Annotated in this window: 21 protein-coding genes; 12 read left to right on the top strand and 9 right to left on the bottom strand. The window is 63.2% G+C overall.

The annotated features are described in order from the left end of the window. Positions 1-9: 9 nt before the first annotated feature. Positions 10-462 carry a CBS domain-containing protein gene (locus tag PVT67_RS13150; RefSeq protein WP_301494198.1) on the top strand — a complete coding sequence of 151 codons (453 nt, stop codon included), beginning with the start codon at positions 10-12 and terminating at the stop codon, positions 460-462. Here the strand turns inward: PVT67_RS13150 and PVT67_RS13145 are convergent. Continuing rightward, positions 449-1,600 (bottom strand): GGDEF domain-containing protein, encoded by a 1,152-nt coding sequence (locus PVT67_RS13145; RefSeq protein ID WP_301494196.1) that lies wholly within the window; start codon positions 1,598-1,600, stop codon positions 449-451. The genes PVT67_RS13150 and PVT67_RS13145 overlap by 14 nt on opposite strands. A 175-nt stretch (positions 1,601-1,775) precedes the next feature. Between PVT67_RS13145 and PVT67_RS13140 the strand changes: the two genes are divergently transcribed. Next, positions 1,776-2,999 (top strand): Nramp family divalent metal transporter, encoded by a 1,224-nt coding sequence (locus PVT67_RS13140; RefSeq protein ID WP_301494194.1) that lies wholly within the window; start codon positions 1,776-1,778, stop codon positions 2,997-2,999. 492 nt (positions 3,000-3,491) lie between these two features. On the opposite strand, the gene PVT67_RS13135 is transcribed toward PVT67_RS13140, so the two are convergent. The 5 genes from PVT67_RS13135 to lolB all read right to left on the bottom strand — a co-directional run bounded on the left by PVT67_RS13135 (position 3,492) and on the right by lolB (position 9,258). Beyond that, on the bottom strand, positions 3,492-5,042 hold the full coding sequence (locus PVT67_RS13135) for an OpgD/OpgG family glucan biosynthesis protein (RefSeq protein ID WP_301494191.1): 1,551 nt from the start codon (positions 5,040-5,042) through the stop codon (positions 3,492-3,494). 102 nt (positions 5,043-5,144) lie between these two features. Continuing rightward, on the bottom strand, positions 5,145-6,725 hold the full coding sequence (locus PVT67_RS13130; protein ID WP_301494189.1) for a M28 family peptidase: 1,581 nt from the start codon (positions 6,723-6,725) through the stop codon (positions 5,145-5,147). A gap of 138 nt (positions 6,726-6,863) precedes the next feature. Beyond that, the gene (locus PVT67_RS13125; RefSeq protein WP_301494187.1) at positions 6,864-7,808 is read right to left on the bottom strand and encodes a ribose-phosphate pyrophosphokinase; all 945 of its coding nucleotides are present in this window, start codon (positions 7,806-7,808) and stop codon (positions 6,864-6,866) included. A gap of 59 nt (positions 7,809-7,867) precedes the next feature. Beyond that, positions 7,868-8,716, bottom strand: a complete 849-nt coding sequence (gene ispE / locus PVT67_RS13120; protein WP_301494185.1) for a 4-(cytidine 5'-diphospho)-2-C-methyl-D-erythritol kinase — start codon at positions 8,714-8,716, stop codon at positions 7,868-7,870. Continuing rightward, positions 8,701-9,258 carry a lipoprotein insertase outer membrane protein LolB gene (gene lolB, locus PVT67_RS13115; protein ID WP_301494182.1) on the bottom strand — a complete coding sequence of 186 codons (558 nt, stop codon included), beginning with the start codon at positions 9,256-9,258 and terminating at the stop codon, positions 8,701-8,703. Before lolB ends, ispE begins: the two co-directional genes overlap by 16 nt. 94 nt (positions 9,259-9,352) lie before the next feature. On the opposite strand from lolB, the gene hemA reads away from it, so the two are divergent. The 6 genes from hemA to kdsA are packed head-to-tail and all read left to right on the top strand — an operon-like array spanning position 9,353 to position 14,659. Next, positions 9,353-10,612: a glutamyl-tRNA reductase gene (gene hemA, locus PVT67_RS13110; RefSeq protein WP_301494180.1), complete on the top strand. Its 1,260-nt coding sequence runs from the start codon at positions 9,353-9,355 to the stop codon at positions 10,610-10,612. Continuing rightward, positions 10,609-11,700, top strand: a complete 1,092-nt coding sequence (gene prfA / locus PVT67_RS13105) for a peptide chain release factor 1 (RefSeq protein ID WP_301494178.1) — start codon at positions 10,609-10,611, stop codon at positions 11,698-11,700. Before hemA ends, prfA begins: the two co-directional genes overlap by 4 nt. After that, positions 11,697-12,527, top strand: coding sequence for a peptide chain release factor N(5)-glutamine methyltransferase (gene prmC, locus PVT67_RS13100; RefSeq protein WP_301494176.1), 831 nt, complete (start codon positions 11,697-11,699; stop codon positions 12,525-12,527). The genes prfA and prmC overlap by 4 nt, the downstream gene beginning before the upstream one ends. 48 nt (positions 12,528-12,575) lie before the next feature. Further along, positions 12,576-12,962: a SirB2 family protein gene (locus PVT67_RS13095; protein WP_301494172.1), complete on the top strand. Its 387-nt coding sequence runs from the start codon at positions 12,576-12,578 to the stop codon at positions 12,960-12,962. Then, the gene (locus PVT67_RS13090) at positions 12,959-13,765 is read left to right on the top strand and encodes a transglutaminase family protein (protein WP_301494169.1); all 807 of its coding nucleotides are present in this window, start codon (positions 12,959-12,961) and stop codon (positions 13,763-13,765) included. The genes PVT67_RS13095 and PVT67_RS13090 overlap by 4 nt, the downstream gene beginning before the upstream one ends. A 48-nt stretch (positions 13,766-13,813) precedes the next feature. Next, positions 13,814-14,659 carry a 3-deoxy-8-phosphooctulonate synthase gene (kdsA, locus tag PVT67_RS13085; protein ID WP_301494167.1) on the top strand — a complete coding sequence of 282 codons (846 nt, stop codon included), beginning with the start codon at positions 13,814-13,816 and terminating at the stop codon, positions 14,657-14,659. 103 nt (positions 14,660-14,762) lie between these two features. Here the strand turns inward: kdsA and PVT67_RS13080 are convergent, their stop codons facing one another. Further along, positions 14,763-14,990: a hypothetical protein gene (locus PVT67_RS13080; protein ID WP_301494165.1), complete on the bottom strand. Its 228-nt coding sequence runs from the start codon at positions 14,988-14,990 to the stop codon at positions 14,763-14,765. A gap of 198 nt (positions 14,991-15,188) precedes the next feature. Here PVT67_RS13080 and PVT67_RS13075 point away from each other — a divergent pair, with 198 nt between their 5' ends. Genes PVT67_RS13075 through rlmM form a run of 4 tightly spaced genes read left to right on the top strand, consistent with a single transcriptional unit; the run spans position 15,189 to position 18,133 of the window. Next, complete coding sequence (locus tag PVT67_RS13075; protein ID WP_301494163.1) at positions 15,189-16,118, top strand: transcriptional regulator GcvA; 930 nt, start codon at positions 15,189-15,191, stop codon at positions 16,116-16,118. Next, positions 16,105-16,698: an alpha/beta fold hydrolase gene (locus PVT67_RS13070; RefSeq protein ID WP_301494161.1), complete on the top strand. Its 594-nt coding sequence runs from the start codon at positions 16,105-16,107 to the stop codon at positions 16,696-16,698. Before PVT67_RS13075 ends, PVT67_RS13070 begins: the two co-directional genes overlap by 14 nt. Continuing rightward, positions 16,698-17,069, top strand: coding sequence for a DUF423 domain-containing protein (locus PVT67_RS13065; protein WP_336407749.1), 372 nt, complete (start codon positions 16,698-16,700; stop codon positions 17,067-17,069). Before PVT67_RS13070 ends, PVT67_RS13065 begins: the two co-directional genes overlap by 1 nt. Further along, positions 17,066-18,133, top strand: a complete 1,068-nt coding sequence (gene rlmM, locus PVT67_RS13060) for a 23S rRNA (cytidine(2498)-2'-O)-methyltransferase RlmM (RefSeq protein WP_301494159.1) — start codon at positions 17,066-17,068, stop codon at positions 18,131-18,133. Before PVT67_RS13065 ends, rlmM begins: the two co-directional genes overlap by 4 nt. A gap of 27 nt (positions 18,134-18,160) precedes the next feature. Here the strand turns inward: rlmM and PVT67_RS13055 are convergent, their stop codons facing one another. Both PVT67_RS13055 and PVT67_RS13050 read right to left on the bottom strand, forming a co-directional pair. After that, the gene (locus PVT67_RS13055; protein WP_336407748.1) at positions 18,161-18,490 is read right to left on the bottom strand and encodes a PilZ domain-containing protein; all 330 of its coding nucleotides are present in this window, start codon (positions 18,488-18,490) and stop codon (positions 18,161-18,163) included. Between the two features lie 206 nt (positions 18,491-18,696). Continuing rightward, complete coding sequence (locus tag PVT67_RS13050) at positions 18,697-19,128, bottom strand: PilZ domain-containing protein (protein WP_301494155.1); 432 nt, start codon at positions 19,126-19,128, stop codon at positions 18,697-18,699. Positions 19,129-19,133 lie beyond the last annotated feature (5 nt).

Below are 19,133 nucleotides of genomic sequence, written 5' to 3'. Positions count from 1 at the left end.
GAGAGGGATATGTCGGTCGCCAGCATCATGGCCAGGGAGCTGGTCATAGCTACCATGGATACCAATTTGGAAGAAGCGGGTGCGCTCTTTGCCCGCCATTCCTTTCGCCAGCTGCCTGTCGTGGATGATCTTCACTGTCTCGTCGGGCTTTTCTCCTTCGCCGATTACCTGGCCCAGCTCAGCCCTTTCCTCAATACCCCTGCCGAACGGGGCATGGACAGGGAGCTGCTGCGCCGCCCGGTGCACCAGTTCATGCACCGCTATGTGCCGCTACTGGGGCCGGAGCAACCCTTGCGGGAAGCGGCCAGGGCGCTGCTGGACAGCGACTTCGGCTGCCTGCCTGTGGTGGGTGAGGAGATGCGGCTGCTGGGGATGCTGTCCTGGCGGGACCTGATGCGCTACGGCCTGGAAGGCGCCAAGGCGGGTGCTACCGAGCGGCGGCCTGCGGCTAAGGCAGGCTGACCACCTGGTTGCGGCCGGCGTCCTTGGCCTGGTAGAGGGCCTTGTCGGCACGGCCGGTCAGGGCTGACAGGCTTTCCCCTTTCTGCCACTGTGCCACCCCGAAGGAGGCGGTGAAAGGGATGGCCTTGCCTTCGAAGGTCAGGGGGTTGTTCACCAAGGCCAGGCGCAGCGCCTCGGCCAGTTGGTCGGCCTCCGCCAGGTTGGTGCCGGGCAGGAAGATGACGAACTCCTCGCCGCCGAAACGTCCGAATATATCCCCCTTGCGCAGCCGGCCATTGACGATGGCAGCCAGGTGAGTGAGCACGGCATCACCGCCGCCATGGCCATGGCAGTCGTTGATCCTTTTGAAGTGGTCGAGGTCCAGCATGATGCAGGACAGTTCGTTGCCTGTGCCCAACGCCCTGTCGGCCAGGAAGAGGCTGGAGCGGCGGTTGCGGACCCCGGTCAAGGGGTCCAGGGTGGCCAACTCCTTGAATTTTTGCTGGGTACGCTCGGTGCAGAGCAGGAAGAAACCGACCGTCAGCAGCGGCGGCGCCAGCACCAGCACGAAGGTGGTGATCTTCAGGCCCAGGTACTGCACCGGCAAGCCCTGGTAACCGTAATTGTCGGTGACATAGGCCAGGGCCAGGCGCACGAAGCTGACCAATATGATCGACAGCAATACCAGGGTCATGGCCGCCACATGGGGGGAGGGCCGGCGCCGGTATTCCTGGAAGCAATGGAGGAAGGACAGCACCCATACCACTATGGTCAGCAGCGCCAAAATCGGCATGCGGTAGGCGGCGCTGCCCTGCACTATCTCTGTCCAGTAGAGCAGGGCCGTCCCCAGGGCGATGCTGGCCACCACCAGGCCGAGGATGGTGCGCTGGCCGAACATCCTGGCCAGGGCGATGCTGTAACCGCCGAAGCCGCAGGCGAACAGGAAGTTGCCCAGCACCAACGACAACAGCAAAGGCAGCTCACCGCGGGTGGAAAAGAGGCCGTAGGCCAGGCCGATCAAGAGGTTGGAGGCCGCCCAGATCCGCAGTTCCATGGCGTTTTGCTGCTCGTGTGTGTAGCTGGCCACCAGCATCCAGAGCCCCTTGAACAGGAGCAGGTAGCCCAGGGCGACCAGGGAGGTGACGATATCCAGCTGCATGGCGGCACTGCCGATTGTCTTTGTTGCCTTTTTTGTAACACGGGCGTTAAGGGACCGCCAGCGGGTTGGACCTGTGCCTGGCAAGGAACCGATGGTCGCAATCGCACCAATCAAGTTGATAATCATTATCATTTTTGGCTAGGCTGATAGCATTACCCCTGCTCGAGGTCAGGCCATGGACAATGCGGTTTCAAGCGGCGTCGTGAGCAGTCCCGGCCGGCGCCTGCGCCTGTCGTTGCTGGGCCCTGCCTTCATCGCCGCCATCGGCTACATTGACCCCGGCAACTTCGCCACCAATATCCAGTCCGGCGCCAAATTCGGCTACCAACTGCTGTGGGTGCTGGTCTGGGCAAACCTGATGGCGATGTTGGTGCAGTGGCTCTCGGCCAAGCTCGGCATAGTCACCGGCAAGAACCTGGCCGAGCAGCTGCGCGACCGGCTGCCCCGGCCCTTGGTCTGGGGTTATTGGCTGCAGGCGGAGATCATCGCCATGGCCACCGACTTGGCCGAGTTCGTCGGCGCTGCCATCGGCTTCAAGATATTGCTCGGGGTCAGCCTGCTGGAAGGGGCGGCCCTGACCGCCGTGCTGACCTGGGGGCTGCTGATGCTCCAGGGCCGTCAACCGATGCTGGAGCGGGTCATCGGCAGCCTGCTGCTGCTGGTGGCCGCCGCCTTTATCGTCGAGCTCTTCATCTCCAAACCGGCGGCTGGCCCTCTGCTGGCCGGGGCCTTGATCCCGGGCATCGAAAACGGCGACGCCCTCTATCTCGCCGCCGGCCTGCTGGGGGCTACCGTCATGCCCCATGTGATCTACCTGCATTCGGCCCTGACTCAGCACCGCTACGGCGGCGACAAGGCCCAGAGCCTCAAGGCGAGCCGCTGGGACGTGGCCGTGGCCATGACGGTGGCGGGCTTCGTGAACCTGGCCATGGTGGCGGTGGCCGCCGCCAGTTTCCATGCCAGCGGCAACCAGCAGGTGGCCGAGATAGAGCAGGCCCACCAGATGTTGGCGCCCTTGCTGGGCAGCCATGCCGCTACCCTCTTTGCCCTGGCCCTGATCGCGGCAGGGCTCTCCTCGACTGTGGTGGGTACCCTGGCCGGCCAGGTGGTGATGCAGGGCTTCTTGAATTTCAGCATCCCCTTGTGGCTGCGCCGCCTGGTGACCATGAGCCCTGCCCTGGTCGTCATCGCCCTCGGCTGGAACCCCACCCGTATCCTGGTGGCCAGCCAGGTGGTGCTGAGCTTCGGTATCGCCCTGGCCCTGGTACCGCTGCTGAGATTCACCAACGACAAGGCCCTGATGGGCGAACACGTCAACAAACCCTGGACGGCGCGCCTCGGCTGGCTGACGGTGGCCCTGGTGCTGGGCTTGAACGGCTACCTGTTGCTGAACCTCTGATAATAAAAAGCCCCGCGATGCGGGGCCTGGAATTATCTAACAGCTGAGTCTTGGCTTAATTTGCTTCCGAGCAGCTCATGCGACAATCCCGATACATCTCTAGGCAAAATGCCGAGTTCTCACCACTTGCCAAGCAGGCTTCGGACGCACTTTCACAGTTATTCAGGCAATTTTGATCGATGGTCACGGCATAGGCAGCAGTCATCCCAAAGCTCAGGCCAGCACCTATGAGGCCAAGAAGTACTTTGCGGTTTACCATTTTACTCTCCTTGTTAATTAATTGGGGCACATCATTCGCCCTATTGTTGACCAGTCAGGGTCATCCTTGACGTTATCGACAGCCTTGTTGATAGTCAATAATCGCTTTCAATTCAATCGATTGTTTTGATTTCGCTCTGAGCTGCACTATCCACCGCCTGCCCCAAGTTGCCTCTAAACGGACTCAGGGAGGTCATACAACAACTCCAAGCCCCTTCTATCGTTATTGGCATCTCAGCGCAGCAGATCGGGGCGGTTGAGATCCCTGTCCCGCACGGCCGGCGGCGTCCATTGGTAGAGCCAGGTCTCGGACAGCGCCTGGTCCCCCTTGCGGATGAAGAGGCGCAGGTCCACCGGGGCCTGGTTGTCTTCGGGGGCCAGGTCGAAGCTGGCCCTGTAGCCGCCGTGGCCGGCGATGGGGCGCACCGAGACCAGCTCCACCTTGCCGCTGGACGCGCTCACCTCGGCGGTCAAGTCCGGGTGCTGGCCCAGCATGTTGAAGATGTCCCCTTCGAAGTCCACCACGAAACGGCGGCTGTAATGGCTGCGTTTCTGGCCCAGCACGCCGCCGAGGCCGGTGCGGGTGGCCACCACCTGGGCGAGACGCGGCTGCACCGGCGGCTTATTGCCCCAGTAGAGGTTGTAGCTCAGCAGCAGTTCCTGGCCGGGCTGCACCGCCTGGGCCGGCTGCCAGAAGGCGACGATGTTGTCGAAGGTCTCGTCATTGGTGGGGATCTCGGTGAGATCGACGCTGCCCTTGCCCCAAGGGCCTATGGGCTCGACCCAGAGGCTGGGGCGGCGCTCGTAGAAGACGCCGTCATCCTGGTAATGGTCGAAGTTGCGGTCCCGCTGCAGCAGGCCGAAGCCCTTAGGATCCTGGTCCTGGAAGCTGTTGAAGCGCAGGGTCGCCGGGTTGGTCAGGGGCCGCCAGATCCATTCGCCGTTACCGTTGTGGATGGCCAGGCCGTCCGAGTCGTGGATCTCCGGGCGCCAGTCCCAGGCCATGCGGTGATCGTTCTCCCCCACCTGGTACATGCTGGTGAGCGGCGCTATGCCGAGCCGCTCTATGGGCTGGCGCGGGTAGAGGGCGGCGTCGATACGCATCTTCAGGGGTTCCCCCGGGGTGATGCGGAAATGGTAGGCGCCGGTGACGCTCTTCGAATCGAGCAGGGCATAGACCTCGACGCTGTCTTCCCTCGGCTGGGGCCTGACTAGGTAGAAGCGGGTGAAGACGGGGAACTCCTCGGGGCGGGGCAGGGCGGTGTCCACCGCCAGGCCGCGGGCCGAGAGGCCGTACTGCATGCTGGAGCCCACTGCGCGGAAGTAGCTGGCGCCGAGGAAGGCCACCAGATCCCGCTGCCAGTCGGTCTGGCCGTGCAGGCGAAAGCCGGCAAAGCCGAGATCTCTCGGCAGCTGGCCGGCCTTGAGGCCGGAGCGGCCGTAGTCGAAGTAGCGCCTGGCGTAGGGGATGGGACTGGCCTTGCCGCCGGCCACCTCGAACAGCTTGACCGGGGTGCGGGCGTACATGCCGAGGTGGAAGAACTCGGCCCGGAAGTGGCTGGGCAGATCCCGCCACAACGCCTGGTCGTGCCTGAAGCTGATGGATTGCTGCTGGTCCCAGTTGAGGGTGGCCAGGGCCTTGGGCAATTGGTCGCCCGGGGCCTGGTAAGGCTTGGCGGCCAGGGCCTTGGCCTCGCCCTTGAGCTGGGCGTAGTCGAAGGCGGGGGCCTCGCCGGCATAGGCCTGGCCCAGCAGGGCCAGGGCCAAAAAGGACAGGGCTTTCATCTAGGGTCCTTTGCAATATCAAGGATGGCTACTTTGCCAGATCTGCCTTGCGGATAAATGAATTGAGCATAGGAAAAAGCCCCGCGCTGCGGGGCTTTTTTATCAGTGCCTGTCTTTGGCCCGGGCAGCCTTGAATTCAGACCCCTGGTACCACTTGGGCCAGTCCTGGTTGTTGGCCAGGCGGTCGGCGATACCGAAGATGAGTTTGAGATCTTCATTGAGGCCGGTGAGGTCCCAATCGGGGGAATACTCGTCCGCCGGCTTGTGGTAGCGGTGGGCGATGTAGTCCGGGCTGTTGGCCCCCAGGCTCATGAACAGCAGGCCCGGCACCCCTTTGTGGGCCAGGGCGAAGTGATCGGAGCGGAAGTAGTAGCCATCCTGGGGCTTGGGATCGTCCTTGATGACGCGGCCCTGGGCCTTGGCACCCTTGGCCAGGTAGCGCTCCAGTTCGTTCTGGCCGCGGCCGAACAGCAAGGCGTAGTCCACCTTGCCGGAGACGTTCATGCCGTCCATGTTCAGCAGCGCCACCATCTCTTTGGTGGGCACCGGCGGCTTGGCGGCGAAGGCGGTGGCCCCCAGCAGGCCCTGCTCCTCGCCGGTGAAGGCGACGAAGATCACCGAGCGCTTGGGCGCCTTGTGCTGGAAGGCCTTGGCCAGGCTGATAAGGGCGGCGGCGCCGGTGGCGTTGTCCACGGCGCCGTTGTAGATCTGGTCACCCTTGAGGTCGGGGTTGCGGCCCAGGTGGTCCCAGTGGGCGGAGATCACCACATACTGGTCCGGGTGCTGGCTGCCCTTGATCATCCCCACCACGTTGTGGGAGGTGCCTTTCTTGAGGCTGTTGTTGAGGGTGAGGTTGACCGGCTGGTGCAGATCCACGGCCTTGAAGCCGGGCTTGGCGGCCGCGGCCTTGAGGGCTTCATAGTCCTGACCTGCGGCCTTCAGGATGGCCTCGGCGGTGGCCTTCTGCACCCAGCCGCGAACCGCCAGCGCACCGGCGTTGTCATTTTTATCCACCAGGCTGAACTTGGCACCGATGGCGCCACTTTGCACCACGCCCCAGGGGTAGGCGGCGGGGGCCGTCTCATGGACGATGAGCACCCCGGCGGCGCCCTGGCGCAGGGCCTCTTCGTACTTGTAGGTCCAACGCCCGTAGTAGGTCATGGTGTTGCCGCGAAAGACCTTGGGGTCCTGGGTGGCAAAGCCCGGATCGTTGACTAGCACCATCACCGTCTTGCCCTTGACGTCGATGCCCTTGTAGTCGTCCCAGCCCTGTTCGGGGGCGTGGATGCCGTAGCCGGCGAACACCAGGTCGGAGTCCTTGAGCTGGGTTTGGGGGGCGAAACGCTGGGTGACGGCCACGAAATCCGTGCCGGGCTTGAAGCTGAGATCGCCCACCTTGAGGGTCATGTCCTGGCTGGCCGTGATCTGGCCAAGCTCCACGGGCTGGAAGTAGCTGCCCTGGTAGCCGGGCTTGAGGCCGGCCTGCTGGAACTGGTCCTTGAGGTAAGCGATGGTCTTGGCTTCCCCTTCGCTCAGGGGGGCGCGGCCCTCGAAGGCGTCCGAGGCCAGGGTCTTGACGGCCTGGCGGTACTGGTCGAGGTTGAAGTCCGGGCCCTGGGGAGCTGCGGCCATGGCCGACAGACTGAAGCCGGCCAGCAGGGCGGCGATACGGGAGTAGTGCATGGTGACTCCTCTTGGTGTGTTGTCCTGCCATTGGAGCAGAAGGGGGCGGGAAGTGAAACCTTGGCTTGTCGCGAAAGCCTGGCCGTTGGCCATAAAAAAACCGCGCCAGGGGCGCGGTCTTTGCCATCCAGCCGATGCTTATTCGAACATGGCGGAGATGGATTCTTCGTTGGAAACGCGGCGGATGGCCTCGGCCAGCATGCCGGACAGGGTCAGCTGGGTGACCTTGCCGCAGGCTTTCATTTCGTCACTCAGGGGCACAGTGTCGGTGACTATGACCTGGTCGATGACGGACTCGCTGATGTTCTTGGGGGCGGAACCGGAGAACACAGGGTGGGTGGCGTAGGCGAAGACGCTGCGGGCACCGTGTTTCTTCAGGGCCTCGGCGGCCTTGCAGAGGGTGCCGCCGGTGTCGATCATGTCGTCGACGATGATGCAGTCGCGGCCCTGGACGTCGCCGATGATGTTCATCACCTGGGCTTCGTTGGCGCGGGGACGGCGCTTGTCGATGATGGCCAGATCGGTGTCGTTGAGCAGCTTGGCCACGGCACGGGCACGGACGACGCCGCCGATATCGGGGCTGACCACAACAGGATTGTCAAAATTCTGTGCTTTCATGTGCTCCAGCAGCACGGGGGTGCCGAAGACGTTGTCGACGGGGACGTCGAAGAAGCCCTGGATCTGCTCGGCGTGCAGGTCAACGGTCAGCACCCTGTCCACGCCCACGTTGGACAGGAAGTCGGCCACCACCTTGGCGGTGATCGGCACCCGGGCGGAACGGACGCGGCGGTCCTGGCGGGCGTAGCCGAAATAGGGGATCACGGCGGTGATGCGGCCGGCGGAGGCGCGGCGCAGGGCATCGACCATGACCACCAGTTCCATGAGGTTGTCGTTGGTGGGGGCACAGGTGGATTGGATGATGAAGACATCCAGGCCACGGACGTGATCGTTGATTTGAACGCTGATCTCGCCGTCGCTAAAGCGGCTGACGTCGGCATCCCCCAGGGGGATGTACAGGCGTTCGGCGATCTTTTTCGCCAGTTCGGGGGTAGCGTTACCAGCGAAAAGCTTGATGTCAGGCACGGTAAGGACCTCAGGGGCATTGTGTGTTCAGTTTTGACCGGAAAATCCGGCCCTGCAAATCATGCGCAGACTGCAAGCCGCTCGTGCAAAGGCGAGCGGTTCACACCCTTGGCGACGAAGCCCTGCCAATGGGGCGGTAACAGGGCTTGGGTGGCGGTGGCCGCGACTTGGCTGTCGAATCGGGCGAAAACGCAGCAGCCGGTCCCCGTCATTCTTGCCGGCGCGTATTCTAACAACCACGAAAAAACCTTTTCAATAACGGGGTAGTGCTTAAAAACCGCTGCTTCGCAATCGTTTGCCCATTCTGTGGGCTCGATCGCTGTGATGAGCCGCTTGGGGCTATCCCTTTTCAGATCAGGGGACTGGAACACCAGGCCGGTGTTCACCGACACCGGCGGCCTCACCACCAGGTACCAGGATTCAGGTGGCGCGGCGTCGGTAAAAATTTCTCCCACCCCTTCGGCATAGGCGGCGCGGCCACGCACGAAGATGGGCACGTCGGCCCCCAGGGCCAGGCCCCACTGGGCCAGCTGCTCCAGGGATACCCCTGTGCCCCAGAGATGGTTGAGGCCCACCAGGGCGGTGGCGGCGTCGGAGGAGCCGCCGCCGAGGCCGCCGCCCATGGGCAGGCGCTTGTCGACGCTGATGTCGGCGCCCAGGGGACAGCCGGTCTTTTCCTGCAAAAGTCGGGCGGCCCGCACTATGAGGTTGTCCTCGGCAGCCACCCCTTCCAGCTTGCTTTCAAGGCAGATCTGGCCGTCGGCTCTTGGGCTGAAATGCAGCTCGTCGCCGAAATCGAGGAACTGGAAGAGGGTCTGGAGCTCGTGGTAGCCGTCGGGACGACGGCCTGTGATGAAGAGGAAGAGGTTCAGCTTGGCCGGGGCCGGCAGGCTCAGAGTGGTAGCCATTGGTTTATCTGCAGTTTGATTCGGATGTCGCCGTTGGTCATGTCCATCAGCTCGGGCAGGTAGCGGCCCCCTTCGCGGGTCCAGCTCTTGTAGCGCACAGTCCAGCCCTCGCTGGACAGCTCGCGGATGCGGCCCAGTTCGTCGCGTTCTTTGACCATGCCGCGCTCGCCGCTCTGGCCTTTGAGCCATTGCGGGAAGTCCGCCACCGGCAGCTGCCAGCCGGTCAGCTGGTAGAGCAGGTACTGGGCGTCGGTGTCTTCGAAGGTGCCCTTGTCGTTGGTGAGGCTGACCTTGCCGGGTTGGCCTTCCATCGACAGCACGCTGGTGCCGATGAAACTGGTGAGCTGCAGCTTGAAGTGCTTGGCCTTCTGCTGCCAGAAGAGGTTGGCGGAATTGCGGCTGTCGGGGCCCAATACCGCCACCTTGCCGCGGACCAGATAGCTGTCCAGGGGCTGGTTGGGGGCTGGCCATTGGCCTTGGGGATGGCTGGTACAGGCGCTCAGCAGCACCAGGGCCAGCAACAACAAGAGGGTCTTTTTCATAGGCCGCCAGTATAGCGAGGCTTGCCCCCTTGTTTCCATGGCCGCACAATTTTCAGTAGAATTGCCTCGCCCATTGCAAGAGACCCGCCTCTTCATGACCCTGCTGGCTATAGGCCTCAATCACAAGACAGCCCCGGTGGACCTGCGCGAGAAAGTCGCCTTCGGTCCCGACAGCCTGCCCCGCGCCCTGGCGGAGTTGCCGTCGGTGCCGGGCCTGAGCGAGGCCGTGGTGCTGTCCACCTGCAACAGGACCGAGATCTACTGCCAGAGCGAAGACGCCCAGGCGGTGGAACGCTGGCTGGCCGACTTCCACCAGTTGGAAGCCGAGGCCCTGGGCGAGCATCTCTATGTCTACCGTGGGGACCAGGCCATAGCCCACCTGCTGCGGGTGGCCTGCGGCCTCGATTCCATGGTGCTGGGGGAGCCGCAGATCCTCGGCCAGCTCAAGCAGGCCTATAGCCAGGCCCGCCAGGCCGGCACTGTGGCGCAGCTCCTGGACAAGCTCTTCCAGCACGGCTTCAAGGTGGCCAAGGAAGTGCGCACCAGGACAGAGATCGGCGCCAGCGCCGTGTCCGTGGCCTATGCCGCCGTGTCCCTGGCCAAGCACATATTCCCGGCCCTGGACGATACCAAGGTGCTGCTGATCGGCGCCGGCGAAACCATAGAGCTGGTGGCCACCCACCTGCGCGAGCAGGGGGTGGAGCAGCTGATGGTGGCCAACAGGACACTGGCCAGGGCAGAGAGCCTGGCCAGCCAGTTCGGCGCCAAGGCCATGACGTTGGAGGCTCTTCCCGAGCACCTGCACCTGGCCGACATCGTCATCGGCTCCACCGCCAGCCCCCTGCCCATCATCGGCAAGGGCATGGTGGAGCGGGCCCTGAAGCAGCGCCGCCACAAGCCCATGTTCTTCGTGGACCTGGCCGTGCCCCGGGACATCGAAGGGGAAGTGGCCGGGTTGCGGGATGCCTTCCTCTACACGGTGGACGACCTCCAGCAGATCATCGACGAGAACCGCGCCAGGCGGGAAGCGGCCGCCCAGGAGGCGGAGACCATGGTGCTGGAGCAGGTGCAGGCTTTCGCAGGCTGGATCAAGAGCCTCTCTGCCGTCGACCATATCCGCGACTACCGGCTCCAGGCCGAGGGCATCAAGGGCGAACTGCTGCACAAGGCCCAGCAGCAGCTGCAGGCCGGAGGGGACCCTGCGCAGATCCTCGACCGTCTGGCCAGTCAACTGACCAACAGACTCATTCACGCGCCGACCAAGGCCCTGTCCGAGGCCGGCGCCCAAGGCGATTTGGAAAGGCTGGACGCCATCGCCGGCGTCCTGGGCCTGGACCCTAGAGACAAGACATGAACCCATCCATATTGGCGAAACTGGAAAGCCTGCAAGAACGTTTCGAAGAAGTGCAGGCCCTGCTTTCCGAACCCGCCGTCATCAACGATCAAAAGCGTTTCCAGGCCCTTTCCCGCGAGTTCGGCCAGCTGGAGGAAGTGACCAGCTGCTTCGGCCGCTACCAGGGCGCCCAGGACGACCTGGCCGTGGCCCAGGAAATGCTGGCCGGCGACGACGCCGAGATGCGCGAGCTGGCCCAGGACGAAGTGGCCAGCGCCAAGGAACAGATCCTCAGCCTGGAGCACGAGCTGCAGATCCTGCTGCTGCCCAAGGACCCCAACGACGAGCGCAATGTTTACCTCGAGATCCGCGCCGGTGCCGGCGGCGACGAGGCCGCCATCTTTGCCGGCGATCTCTTTCGCATGTACAGCCGCTACTGCGAGGCGCGCCGCTGGCGGGTGGAAGTGGTGTCCGCCAACGAGGGCGAGCACGGTGGCTTCAAGGAAGTCATAGCCCTGGTCAGCGGTGACGGCGTTTACGGCCGCTTCAAGTTCGAATCCGGCGGCCACCGGGTGCAGCGGGTGCCGGCCACCGAATCCCAGGGCCGCATCCACACCTCCGCCTGCACCGTCGCCATACTGCCCGAAGTGCCGGAGGCCGAGGCCGTCAATATCAGCACGGCGGACCTGCGCATCGACACCTTCCGCGCCTCCGGCGCCGGCGGCCAGCACGTCAACAGGACTGACTCGGCCGTGCGCATCACCCACATCCCAACAGGGGTGGTGGTGGAGTGCCAGGAGGAGCGTTCTCAGCACAAGAACAAGGCCAAGGCCATGTCGGTGCTGGCATCCCGTATCCAGGCCATGGAAGACGAGAAACGCCGCCTGGTCGAAGAGGCGACCCGCCGCTCCCTGGTGGGCTCGGGGGACAGATCCGAGCGCATCCGCACCTACAACTACCCCCAGGGCAGGGTCACGGACCACCGCATCAACCTCACCCTCTATCGCCTTGACGAGGTGATGGAAGGGGGCCTGGACGCCCTCATCGAGCCCTTGATGCAGGAACACCAGGCCGACCTGCTGGCCGCCTTGGCCCAGGGCCAGGCATGACCCTGAGCGAAGCCCTGGCCTGGGGAAGGGCGGCGCTGGCCGGCGGCGAGTCCCCGGCCATCGACACCCAGCTGTTGCTGATGCAGGCCACCGGCGTCAGCCGCACCGCCCTGCTGGCCTTCGGCGACAGGCCCCTGAGCCCCGAGCAGCAGGCCGCCTTCGAGGCCGCCATAGCTCGCCGCCAGGCCGGCGAGCCCGTGGCCCATATCCTCGGTGAACAGGAATTCTACGGCCTGGCCTTGGAAGTGACTCCTCACACCCTGATCCCGAGGCCCGACACCGAGACCCTGGTGGACCTGGCGCTGGCGCTGCCCGAGGAAGCGCTGCGCTTTCTCGATCTCGGTACCGGCACCGGCGCCATCGCCATCGCCATCGCCCACCACAGGCCCCGCTGGCAAGGCGTCGCCATCGACAGGGTGGCCGAGGCGGCGGCCCTGGCGGCCCGCAACGTGGCCCGCCACCAGGTTGCGGTTGAGGTGTTGGCCGGCAGCTGGTTCGAGCCCGTTGCAGGCAAGCGCTTCGGCCTTATCCTCTCCAACCCGCCCTATATCGATCCCGTCGACCCGCACCTTGGGCAGGGGGACGTGCGCTTCGAGCCCCTGTCGGCGCTCATTGCCGAAGAGGCCGGCCTTGCCGATCTCAAGCACATCATCGAGCAAGCGCCCGCTTACCTGCAAAGTCCCGGCTGGCTGATGCTGGAGCACGGCTATGACCAGGGCCAGGCGGTGCGCGAGCTGATGCAGCTAAGGGGCTTTGTGGCGGTGCGTACCCAGCACGATCTGGGCGGCCAGGAGCGGGTCACACTGGGGCGCTGGCAAGACAACTGAGCCCCTTTTGGGGTACAATGGCCGCCTGTTTCAGGCAAAGGCCCTCCCATGGCATTTCTCTATACCGTCCTCAAACATCTGCACGTGCTGGCCGTGTTCGGCAGCCTCTTCCTGCTGACGTTGCGCTTCATCATGGACTGGCGCGGCCGTGACTGGCGTGGCCAGAAGGTGCTGCGGGTGCTGCCCCGGGCTTTTGACGGCGCCCTGCTGCTGAGCGCCTTTGCCCTCTGTGCCGTCATAGGCCAATATCCCTTCCAGACGCCCTGGGTCACCGAGAAGCTGCTGGGCCTGATGGCCTACGTGCTGCTGGCCGTCATCGCCCTGCAGGCCCATCGCGGCAAGCTGATGCGCAGCTTCGCCCTGGGCGGCGCCTACGGCTGGATCCTCTTCAACGCCAAGCTGGCCATCACCAAAGTGCCTGCGGTGCTGGGATGATGCTGTCGGCGGATCTCAAGGACAGGTTAGGCACGGCTTCCGCCAAGCCGGCCATGACCGCCTTGCATCTGGCGGCCGAGCTGGCCCAGGTGGACGTGCGGGCCTTCGAGGGATCCCTGCTTGAATGGCGGGACCTGCTGGCTTTGCGCCTCAAGGATTGCCGTGAGGGGGATCGCCTCGAAGCGCTGCTGGACTTCTTCTACGGCGAACTGGCCTTCTCCAGCAAGGACAGCGTCTTCACCAGCCAGGGCTGCCTGCTCACCTCTGTGATCCGCGAGCGCCGCGGCGGCGGTGCCGCCCTCGGCCTGCTGCTGCTGTTTTTTGCCGACAGCCAGGGCATAGAACTCAGCGCCATCGACTTCCCCGGCCAGCTGTTGCTGACCAGCCCCAAGCGCCCCGGCCGCTTCTTTGACCCTGTCTGCGGGTGCTGGCATCCCCTGGCCGAGCTGGAGCTCTGGCTGCGCGGCAGCCGCGGCAATTGGCAGCGCCTCAAGGACAGCCATGTGCAGCCCCTGGACAACCAGGCCCTGCTGCTGCGCCTGTTCAAGGCCACCAAGGGCGCCCTGACCCGGGACGGCCGCCTGATGGAGGCGGTCAAGGTCACCCAGGCCATGGTGGAGTTGAGCCCCGGCAATCCTTACTTCATCCGCGACCGGGGCTACCTGCTGGCGGAGTTGGACTGCGTGGCGCCGGCCCGCCAGGATATCAACTATTTCGTGGAGCATTGCCCCGACGATCCCGCCTGTGCCCTCCTGAAGAGCAAGGTGGATGGCCTGTCCGGGGGCAGCGCCACCCTGCATTGACAAGGGCGGCATGGTCCGGCCTTTTTTAATTTTCCCTGAGGACGCGCAATGCAAGAGAACATTCAACTGGGCAGTTTCGAGGTGGGCAACCACAAGCCCTTCACCCTCTTCGGCGGCATGAACGTGCTGGAGTCGCGGGAGCTGGCCATGCGTATCTGCGAGCACTACGTGGAAGTGACGACTCGCCTCGGCATTCCCTATGTGTTCAAGGCCAGCTTCGACAAGGCCAACCGCTCTTCCATCAACTCCTACCGGGGCCCCGGCCTGGAGGCAGGGCTGAAGATCTTCGAAGAGATCAAGAAGACCTTCAAGGTGCCTGTCATCACCGACGTGCACGAGCCCTGGCAGGCCGCCCCCGTGGCAGAGGTCTGTGACGTCATCCAGTTGCCGGCCTTCCTGGCCCGCCAGACCGATCTGGTGGTGGCCATGGCCAAGACCGGCGCCGTCATCAACGTCAAGAAACCGCAGTTCCTGGCCCCCCACGAGATGCGCCATATCCTTCGCAAGTTCGCCGAGGCCGGCAACGACACCGTCATGCTCTGCGAGCGGGGTAGCAGCTTCGGCTACAACAACCTGGTGGTGGACATGCTGGGCATGGACGAGATGAAGCACTTCAACGTGCCGGTGATCTTCGACGCCACCCATGCCCTGCAACGCCCCGGCGGGCGCAGTGACAGCGCCGATGGCCGTCGTGCCCAGGCTACCGAGCTGGCCCGCAGCGGCATGGCCCTGGGCCTGGCCGGACTCTTCATCGAGGCCCACCCGGATCCGGACAAGGCGCTCTGCGACGGCCCCTGCGCCCTGCCGCTGGCGAGGCTGGAGCCTTACCTCAAGCAGATGAAGGCGGTGGACGACCTGGTGAAATCCTTCGAACCCTTAGATACCAACAACTGAACACCAGCATCTGAAAAAGGGGGCTCCGGCCTCCTTTTTTCATGGCAAAAAAAAGCCCGGCAGAGCCGGGCCAAGATCACAACATTGGATACGACAGCAGCGTTTATTCGCTCATGGCCAGGGCCGGCAGGGAGGGGCCACCCTTGGCGTTCAGGCTGGCCGTGGTGAAGGCCTGGCCTTGTTGGGGTTCGATGCTTTGCACATCGATGGCGGCCAGGGCATCATGGATGCTCAAGGCCAGTTCCGCCACGGGTGGCGTCAGGGGAGCCTGGGGCTCAGGTTGTTGTACCGGCATCATCAGGGCGGTGGCGGCAATCAGTCCCGCAAACATAAGTCACCTCAAAAGCTTCAATCCGAGAAGACCCTGGAGCCCTTTGACTGGCACAACGAAGCGGTATCCTAACCACTCGTTTTCAAAGACGTTGCTCCAGGAAACGCGCTCACTATAGTTTTGGGTTGGTGGTTTTTCAAACGATGAAATATAATGCCTTGGCATTAGAAAAATTCATGTATTAGCCAGGACTGGACCATGGCCCGCCAACTGCCCCCCCTCAACGCCTTGAAGGCCTTCGAAGCCGCGGCCAGGCACCTGAGTTTCACTCGCGCCGCCGAGGAACTCTTCGTCACCCAGGCGGCCATCAGCCACCAGATCAAGACCCTGGAAGACCACCTGGGGTTGAAGCTGTTTCGCCGTCGCAACCGCTCTTTGCTGCTCACCGAGGAAGGCCAGGGTTACTACTTGGACATCAAGGACATCTTCTCCAATCTGGCAGAGGCTACGGCCAGGGTCCTGGCCCGCAGTGCCAAGGGCACCCTGACGGTGGCCATGCAGCCCAGCTATGCCATCCAGTGGATGGTGCCGCGCCTGGCCCGCTTTGCCGAGGCCCACCCGGACATAGACGTGCGTATCAAGGCTACCGAGACCGAAGAAGGGGGCCTGACCGACGACGTGGATATCGCCATCTATTACGGCCGCGGCTACTGGCCGGGGCTGAGGGCCGACCGGTTGCAGACCGAGTACCTCATTCCCGTCTGCAGCCCCGTGCTGCTGTCCGGCCCCAAGCCGCTGGAGAGGCCTGAGGATCTGGCCCAGCACACCTTGCTGCACGACGGCAGCCGCAAGGCCTGGCAGACCTGGGTCAAGAACCTGGGGTTGTCGCACCTCATCAAGGTCAACCAGGGGCCCATCTTCTCCCACTCGGCCATGGTGTTGCAGGCGGCCATGTACGGCCAGGGCATAGCCCTGGCCCACTCGGTGCTGGCCGAGCCTGACATCACCGCCGGCCGCCTGGTCTGCCCTTTCAAGGAAGTGCTGCGCTCCCCCAACGCCTATTTCCTGGTCTGCCAGCAGTCCCAGGCGGAGCAGGGCAAGATAGTGGCCTTCAGGGACTGGATCCTGTCCCTGGTCAAGGCCGAGGAAGAGCGGCTGCTGCCGGAGGACGCCCATGTCGCAGGCTAAGCTGGTGCTGGCCCACGGCAGCGGCGCCGGCCAGGATCATCCTTTTATGCAGGCCATCAAGGCCGGCCTGGTGGCGGGGGGCGTCGAGGTCGTGGCCTTCGACTTTCCCTATATGCAGAAGGCCATCGCCGCCGGCAAGCCGCGGCCGCCGGACAAGATGCCGGTTCTGGTGGCGGCCATGGCCGAGCAGTGCGCCGGCATCGAAGGGCCGCTGTTCCTGGCCGGCAAGTCCCTGGGGGCCAGGGTCGCCATGACCTTGGCGACCGAACTTCATGAAGCAGGTCAAGCGGTTCGGGGGGTGATGGCCCTGGGCTATCCCTTCCACCCACCTGGCAAGCCCGAACGGCTGCGCCTGGAGCCTATCGAAAATTTGACCCTTCCCGCCTTGATCCTGCAGGGGGAGCGGGATACCTTTGGCGCCCGCTCGGAAGTGGACGGCTACGGCTTGTCCGTTCCGGTGCAATACCTGCCGGACGGCGACCACAGTTTTGTGCCTCGTAAGCGCAGTGGCCACACGCAGGCTAGCAACCTGGATGCGGCGCTGCGTGCCATGCTGGCTTTCATCAAGGAGAACTGCTGATGCGCTTTATCCTGGCCCTGGCGGCCTTCTACGGCGCCACTGGCGTCGCTCTTGGGGCCTTTGCCGCTCATGGTCTGAAGAAGGTATTGAGCCAAGAGATGCTGGCCGTGATGGAGACAGGGGTTCGCTACCAGTTGCTCCACGCCCTGGCCCTGATTGGCCTGGTGGTGCTGGGAGACAAGCTGGCCGGCCCCTGGCTCAATGCTGCGGCCTGGCTGATGGCCGTCGGCATACTCTTCTTCTCCGGCAGCCTCTACCTGCTGGCGACGGCGGGTTGGAAATTTTTGGGCCCCATCACCCCGTTGGGGGGCCTTTGTCTGATCCTGGGTTGGCTTGCCCTGATGGTGGCCGCCCTCAAGGAGACGCTGTGAAGCACCTTTTGCTCTATTGCCGCCCCGGCTTTGAAGGGGAATGCGCCCAGGAGATCGAGGCACGTGCCGCCGAGCGTGAGATCTATGGCTTTGCCCGACTGAAGGGTAATACCGGCTATGTGCTCTTCGAATGCTACCAGGAAGGAGACAGCGCCAAGCTGCTCAACCAGCTGCCGGTCAACAAGCTGATCTTCGCCCGCCAGATGATCCGGGTGGCGCCCCAGGTGCTGGACATGCCTACGGATGATCGCCTCAACCCCCTCTACATGGCGGCCGCCGAAGGCCTGCCCGAGTGTGGACGGCTCTGGGTCGAGACCATGGACACCAATGAGGGCAAGGAGCTCAACCGCCTCTGCCGCTCCATCGCCACCCCCATGAAGGCCTTCTTCAAGAAGGCCGGCAAGCTGACGGCCAAGGATGATCTGGAAAAGCCGGTACTGCATGTCTGCTTTACCGGTACCGACAGCGCCTTCATCGGCTACTCGCTGCCGCGCAGCCATAACCCGCAGCTGATGGGCATCATGCGCCTTAAGTTCCCCAAGGACGCCCCCAGCCGCTCCACCCTCAAGTTGGAGGAGGCCTTCCTGACCTTCCTGTCCAAGACGCAGCGGGAAAAGCGCATGGAGTCGGGCATGAACGCCGTAGACCTGGGCGCCGCCCCCGGCGGCTGGACCTATCAGCTGGTACAAAAAGGCATGATGGTCACGGCCGTCGACAACGGCCCCATGGATCAGAAGCTGCTGGACACTGGCCAGGTCAAGCATGTGCGGGACGACGGCTTCAAGTGGCTGCCCAAGAAGCACAATGTGCACTGGTTGGTGTGCGACATGATCGAAAGCCCCAAGCGGGTGGCCAACCTGATGTGTGACTGGTTCATCGGCGAATGGTGCGTCGAGGCCATCTTCAACCTCAAGCTGCCGGTCAAGCGCCGCTTCCATACCGTCGAAGAATGCCTGGAGCTTATCTATGAGCGCCTGGACGAGGCGGGTATCCCCTATCGGCTGGTGGCCAAGCACCTCTACTATGACCGTGAAGAGATCACGGTGCATTTGAGCCGCAAGTAAGAAGAGGCCCGCAGCAGCGGGCCTCTTTCATTCCAGCATGACGTGGATTTCGTCCAGGTAGTCGAGCAGATCTTCGCTGTCTTCAGCCAACTGTACCCCCAGGCGCAGGCCATAGTCCGTATTGGTGATATAGCTGATGACGCCGGGGAATGACTTGGACAGGTCCTCGTCGAAGATCTCTATGGTGCAGCAGGCCTGCTCTTCCAAGGCCTGGGTCACCAGTATGCCCATGCCCTGTTCATTGACGTCCAGCAGCATCCCATCCACGGGAACAGCGCCAGGATTTTTTAGGGATAGCCGGACTGGCAGGGGGTAGCAGAGAGATTGTCTTGGAGAGTCGCGGAACTGGTGGCTCATGAATCGATTTTATTATTTTCAGCTGATTTAGCGATTGTACATTTTTTTTGCGCGATTTTAAAAAGGCCTTTCGTCTGTTGCTTTGCCATTGGTGTTTGGGAATGGGTCTTTAAAGAGGCGGCAGCTAGCCTTGGCGTCCTCTATAGTTGGCGCCGCGAGCAGGCTAGGTACCGGATGGCGATAAAAAAGCCCGTCTGCGGGCATTTTCATGTCATTTCGACGTAGATCTGTTCCAGATAATCAACGACGTTTTCATTGCCTGGAGTCAGGTGCACGCCGAGACGTAGGCCATATTCGGTTTTGGCGACATAGCTGATGACGCCTTCGAAGGACTTGGTGATCTCCTCATCGAAGATCGACACTGTGCAGTGTTCAGCCGGTCGCCTAGGGGTTGTCACCAGTATACCCATGCCTTCATCACTGGCGTCGAGCAACATGCCTTCCTCTACCTTGGCGTCGCTGTTGTAAAGCGTCACTGGTAAGGGCTGGCAGAGTGCATGCCTTGGAGAAACACGAAACTGTTGAGCCATTGTCTGCTGCCTCTGGTTGAACAGTAAGCCTAATAAACTTACTCCTTGATATTTTAGGATGAGGTCGAGGGTTTCAAAAGTTTGGGGCTGATCACGGTTATTCAGCATTCACT

This window comes from Gallaecimonas kandeliae (assembly GCF_030450055.1).
GTDB lineage: Bacteria > Pseudomonadota > Gammaproteobacteria > Enterobacterales > Gallaecimonadaceae > Gallaecimonas > Gallaecimonas kandeliae.
The sequence above is the reverse complement of the archived record's forward strand: the minus strand, read 5'-3'. Positions and strand labels throughout refer to the sequence as shown.

What these genes read in the sequence shown, in the direction of transcription:
- PVT67_RS13135 (WP_301494191.1), bottom strand. Translation starts at nt 5,042, where the DNA reads ATGAAAGCCCTGTCCTTTTTGGCCCTGGCCCTGCTGGGCCAGGCCTAT.
- prmC (WP_301494176.1), top strand. Translation starts at nt 11,697, where the DNA reads ATGACCCTGAGCGAAGCCCTGGCCTGGGGAAGGGCGGCGCTGGCCGGC.
- PVT67_RS13065 (WP_336407749.1), top strand. Translation starts at nt 16,698, where the DNA reads ATGCGCTTTATCCTGGCCCTGGCGGCCTTCTACGGCGCCACTGGCGTC.
- hemA (WP_301494180.1), top strand. Translation starts at nt 9,353, where the DNA reads ATGACCCTGCTGGCTATAGGCCTCAATCACAAGACAGCCCCGGTGGAC.
- kdsA (WP_301494167.1), top strand. Translation starts at nt 13,814, where the DNA reads ATGCAAGAGAACATTCAACTGGGCAGTTTCGAGGTGGGCAACCACAAG.
- ispE (WP_301494185.1), bottom strand. Translation starts at nt 8,716, where the DNA reads ATGGCTACCACTCTGAGCCTGCCGGCCCCGGCCAAGCTGAACCTCTTC.
- PVT67_RS13140 (WP_301494194.1), top strand. Translation starts at nt 1,776, where the DNA reads ATGGACAATGCGGTTTCAAGCGGCGTCGTGAGCAGTCCCGGCCGGCGC.
- PVT67_RS13070 (WP_301494161.1), top strand. Translation starts at nt 16,105, where the DNA reads ATGTCGCAGGCTAAGCTGGTGCTGGCCCACGGCAGCGGCGCCGGCCAG.
- PVT67_RS13075 (WP_301494163.1), top strand. Translation starts at nt 15,189, where the DNA reads ATGGCCCGCCAACTGCCCCCCCTCAACGCCTTGAAGGCCTTCGAAGCC.
- prfA (WP_301494178.1), top strand. Translation starts at nt 10,609, where the DNA reads ATGAACCCATCCATATTGGCGAAACTGGAAAGCCTGCAAGAACGTTTC.
- PVT67_RS13145 (WP_301494196.1), bottom strand. Translation starts at nt 1,600, where the DNA reads ATGCAGCTGGATATCGTCACCTCCCTGGTCGCCCTGGGCTACCTGCTC.
- PVT67_RS13095 (WP_301494172.1), top strand. Translation starts at nt 12,576, where the DNA reads ATGGCATTTCTCTATACCGTCCTCAAACATCTGCACGTGCTGGCCGTG.
- lolB (WP_301494182.1), bottom strand. Translation starts at nt 9,258, where the DNA reads ATGAAAAAGACCCTCTTGTTGTTGCTGGCCCTGGTGCTGCTGAGCGCC.
- PVT67_RS13090 (WP_301494169.1), top strand. Translation starts at nt 12,959, where the DNA reads ATGATGCTGTCGGCGGATCTCAAGGACAGGTTAGGCACGGCTTCCGCC.
- PVT67_RS13050 (WP_301494155.1), bottom strand. Translation starts at nt 19,128, where the DNA reads ATGCTGAATAACCGTGATCAGCCCCAAACTTTTGAAACCCTCGACCTC.
- PVT67_RS13130 (WP_301494189.1), bottom strand. Translation starts at nt 6,725, where the DNA reads ATGCACTACTCCCGTATCGCCGCCCTGCTGGCCGGCTTCAGTCTGTCG.
- PVT67_RS13055 (WP_336407748.1), bottom strand. Translation starts at nt 18,490, where the DNA reads ATGAGCCACCAGTTCCGCGACTCTCCAAGACAATCTCTCTGCTACCCC.
- PVT67_RS13080 (WP_301494165.1), bottom strand. Translation starts at nt 14,990, where the DNA reads ATGTTTGCGGGACTGATTGCCGCCACCGCCCTGATGATGCCGGTACAA.
- PVT67_RS13150 (WP_301494198.1), top strand. Translation starts at nt 10, where the DNA reads ATGTCGGTCGCCAGCATCATGGCCAGGGAGCTGGTCATAGCTACCATG.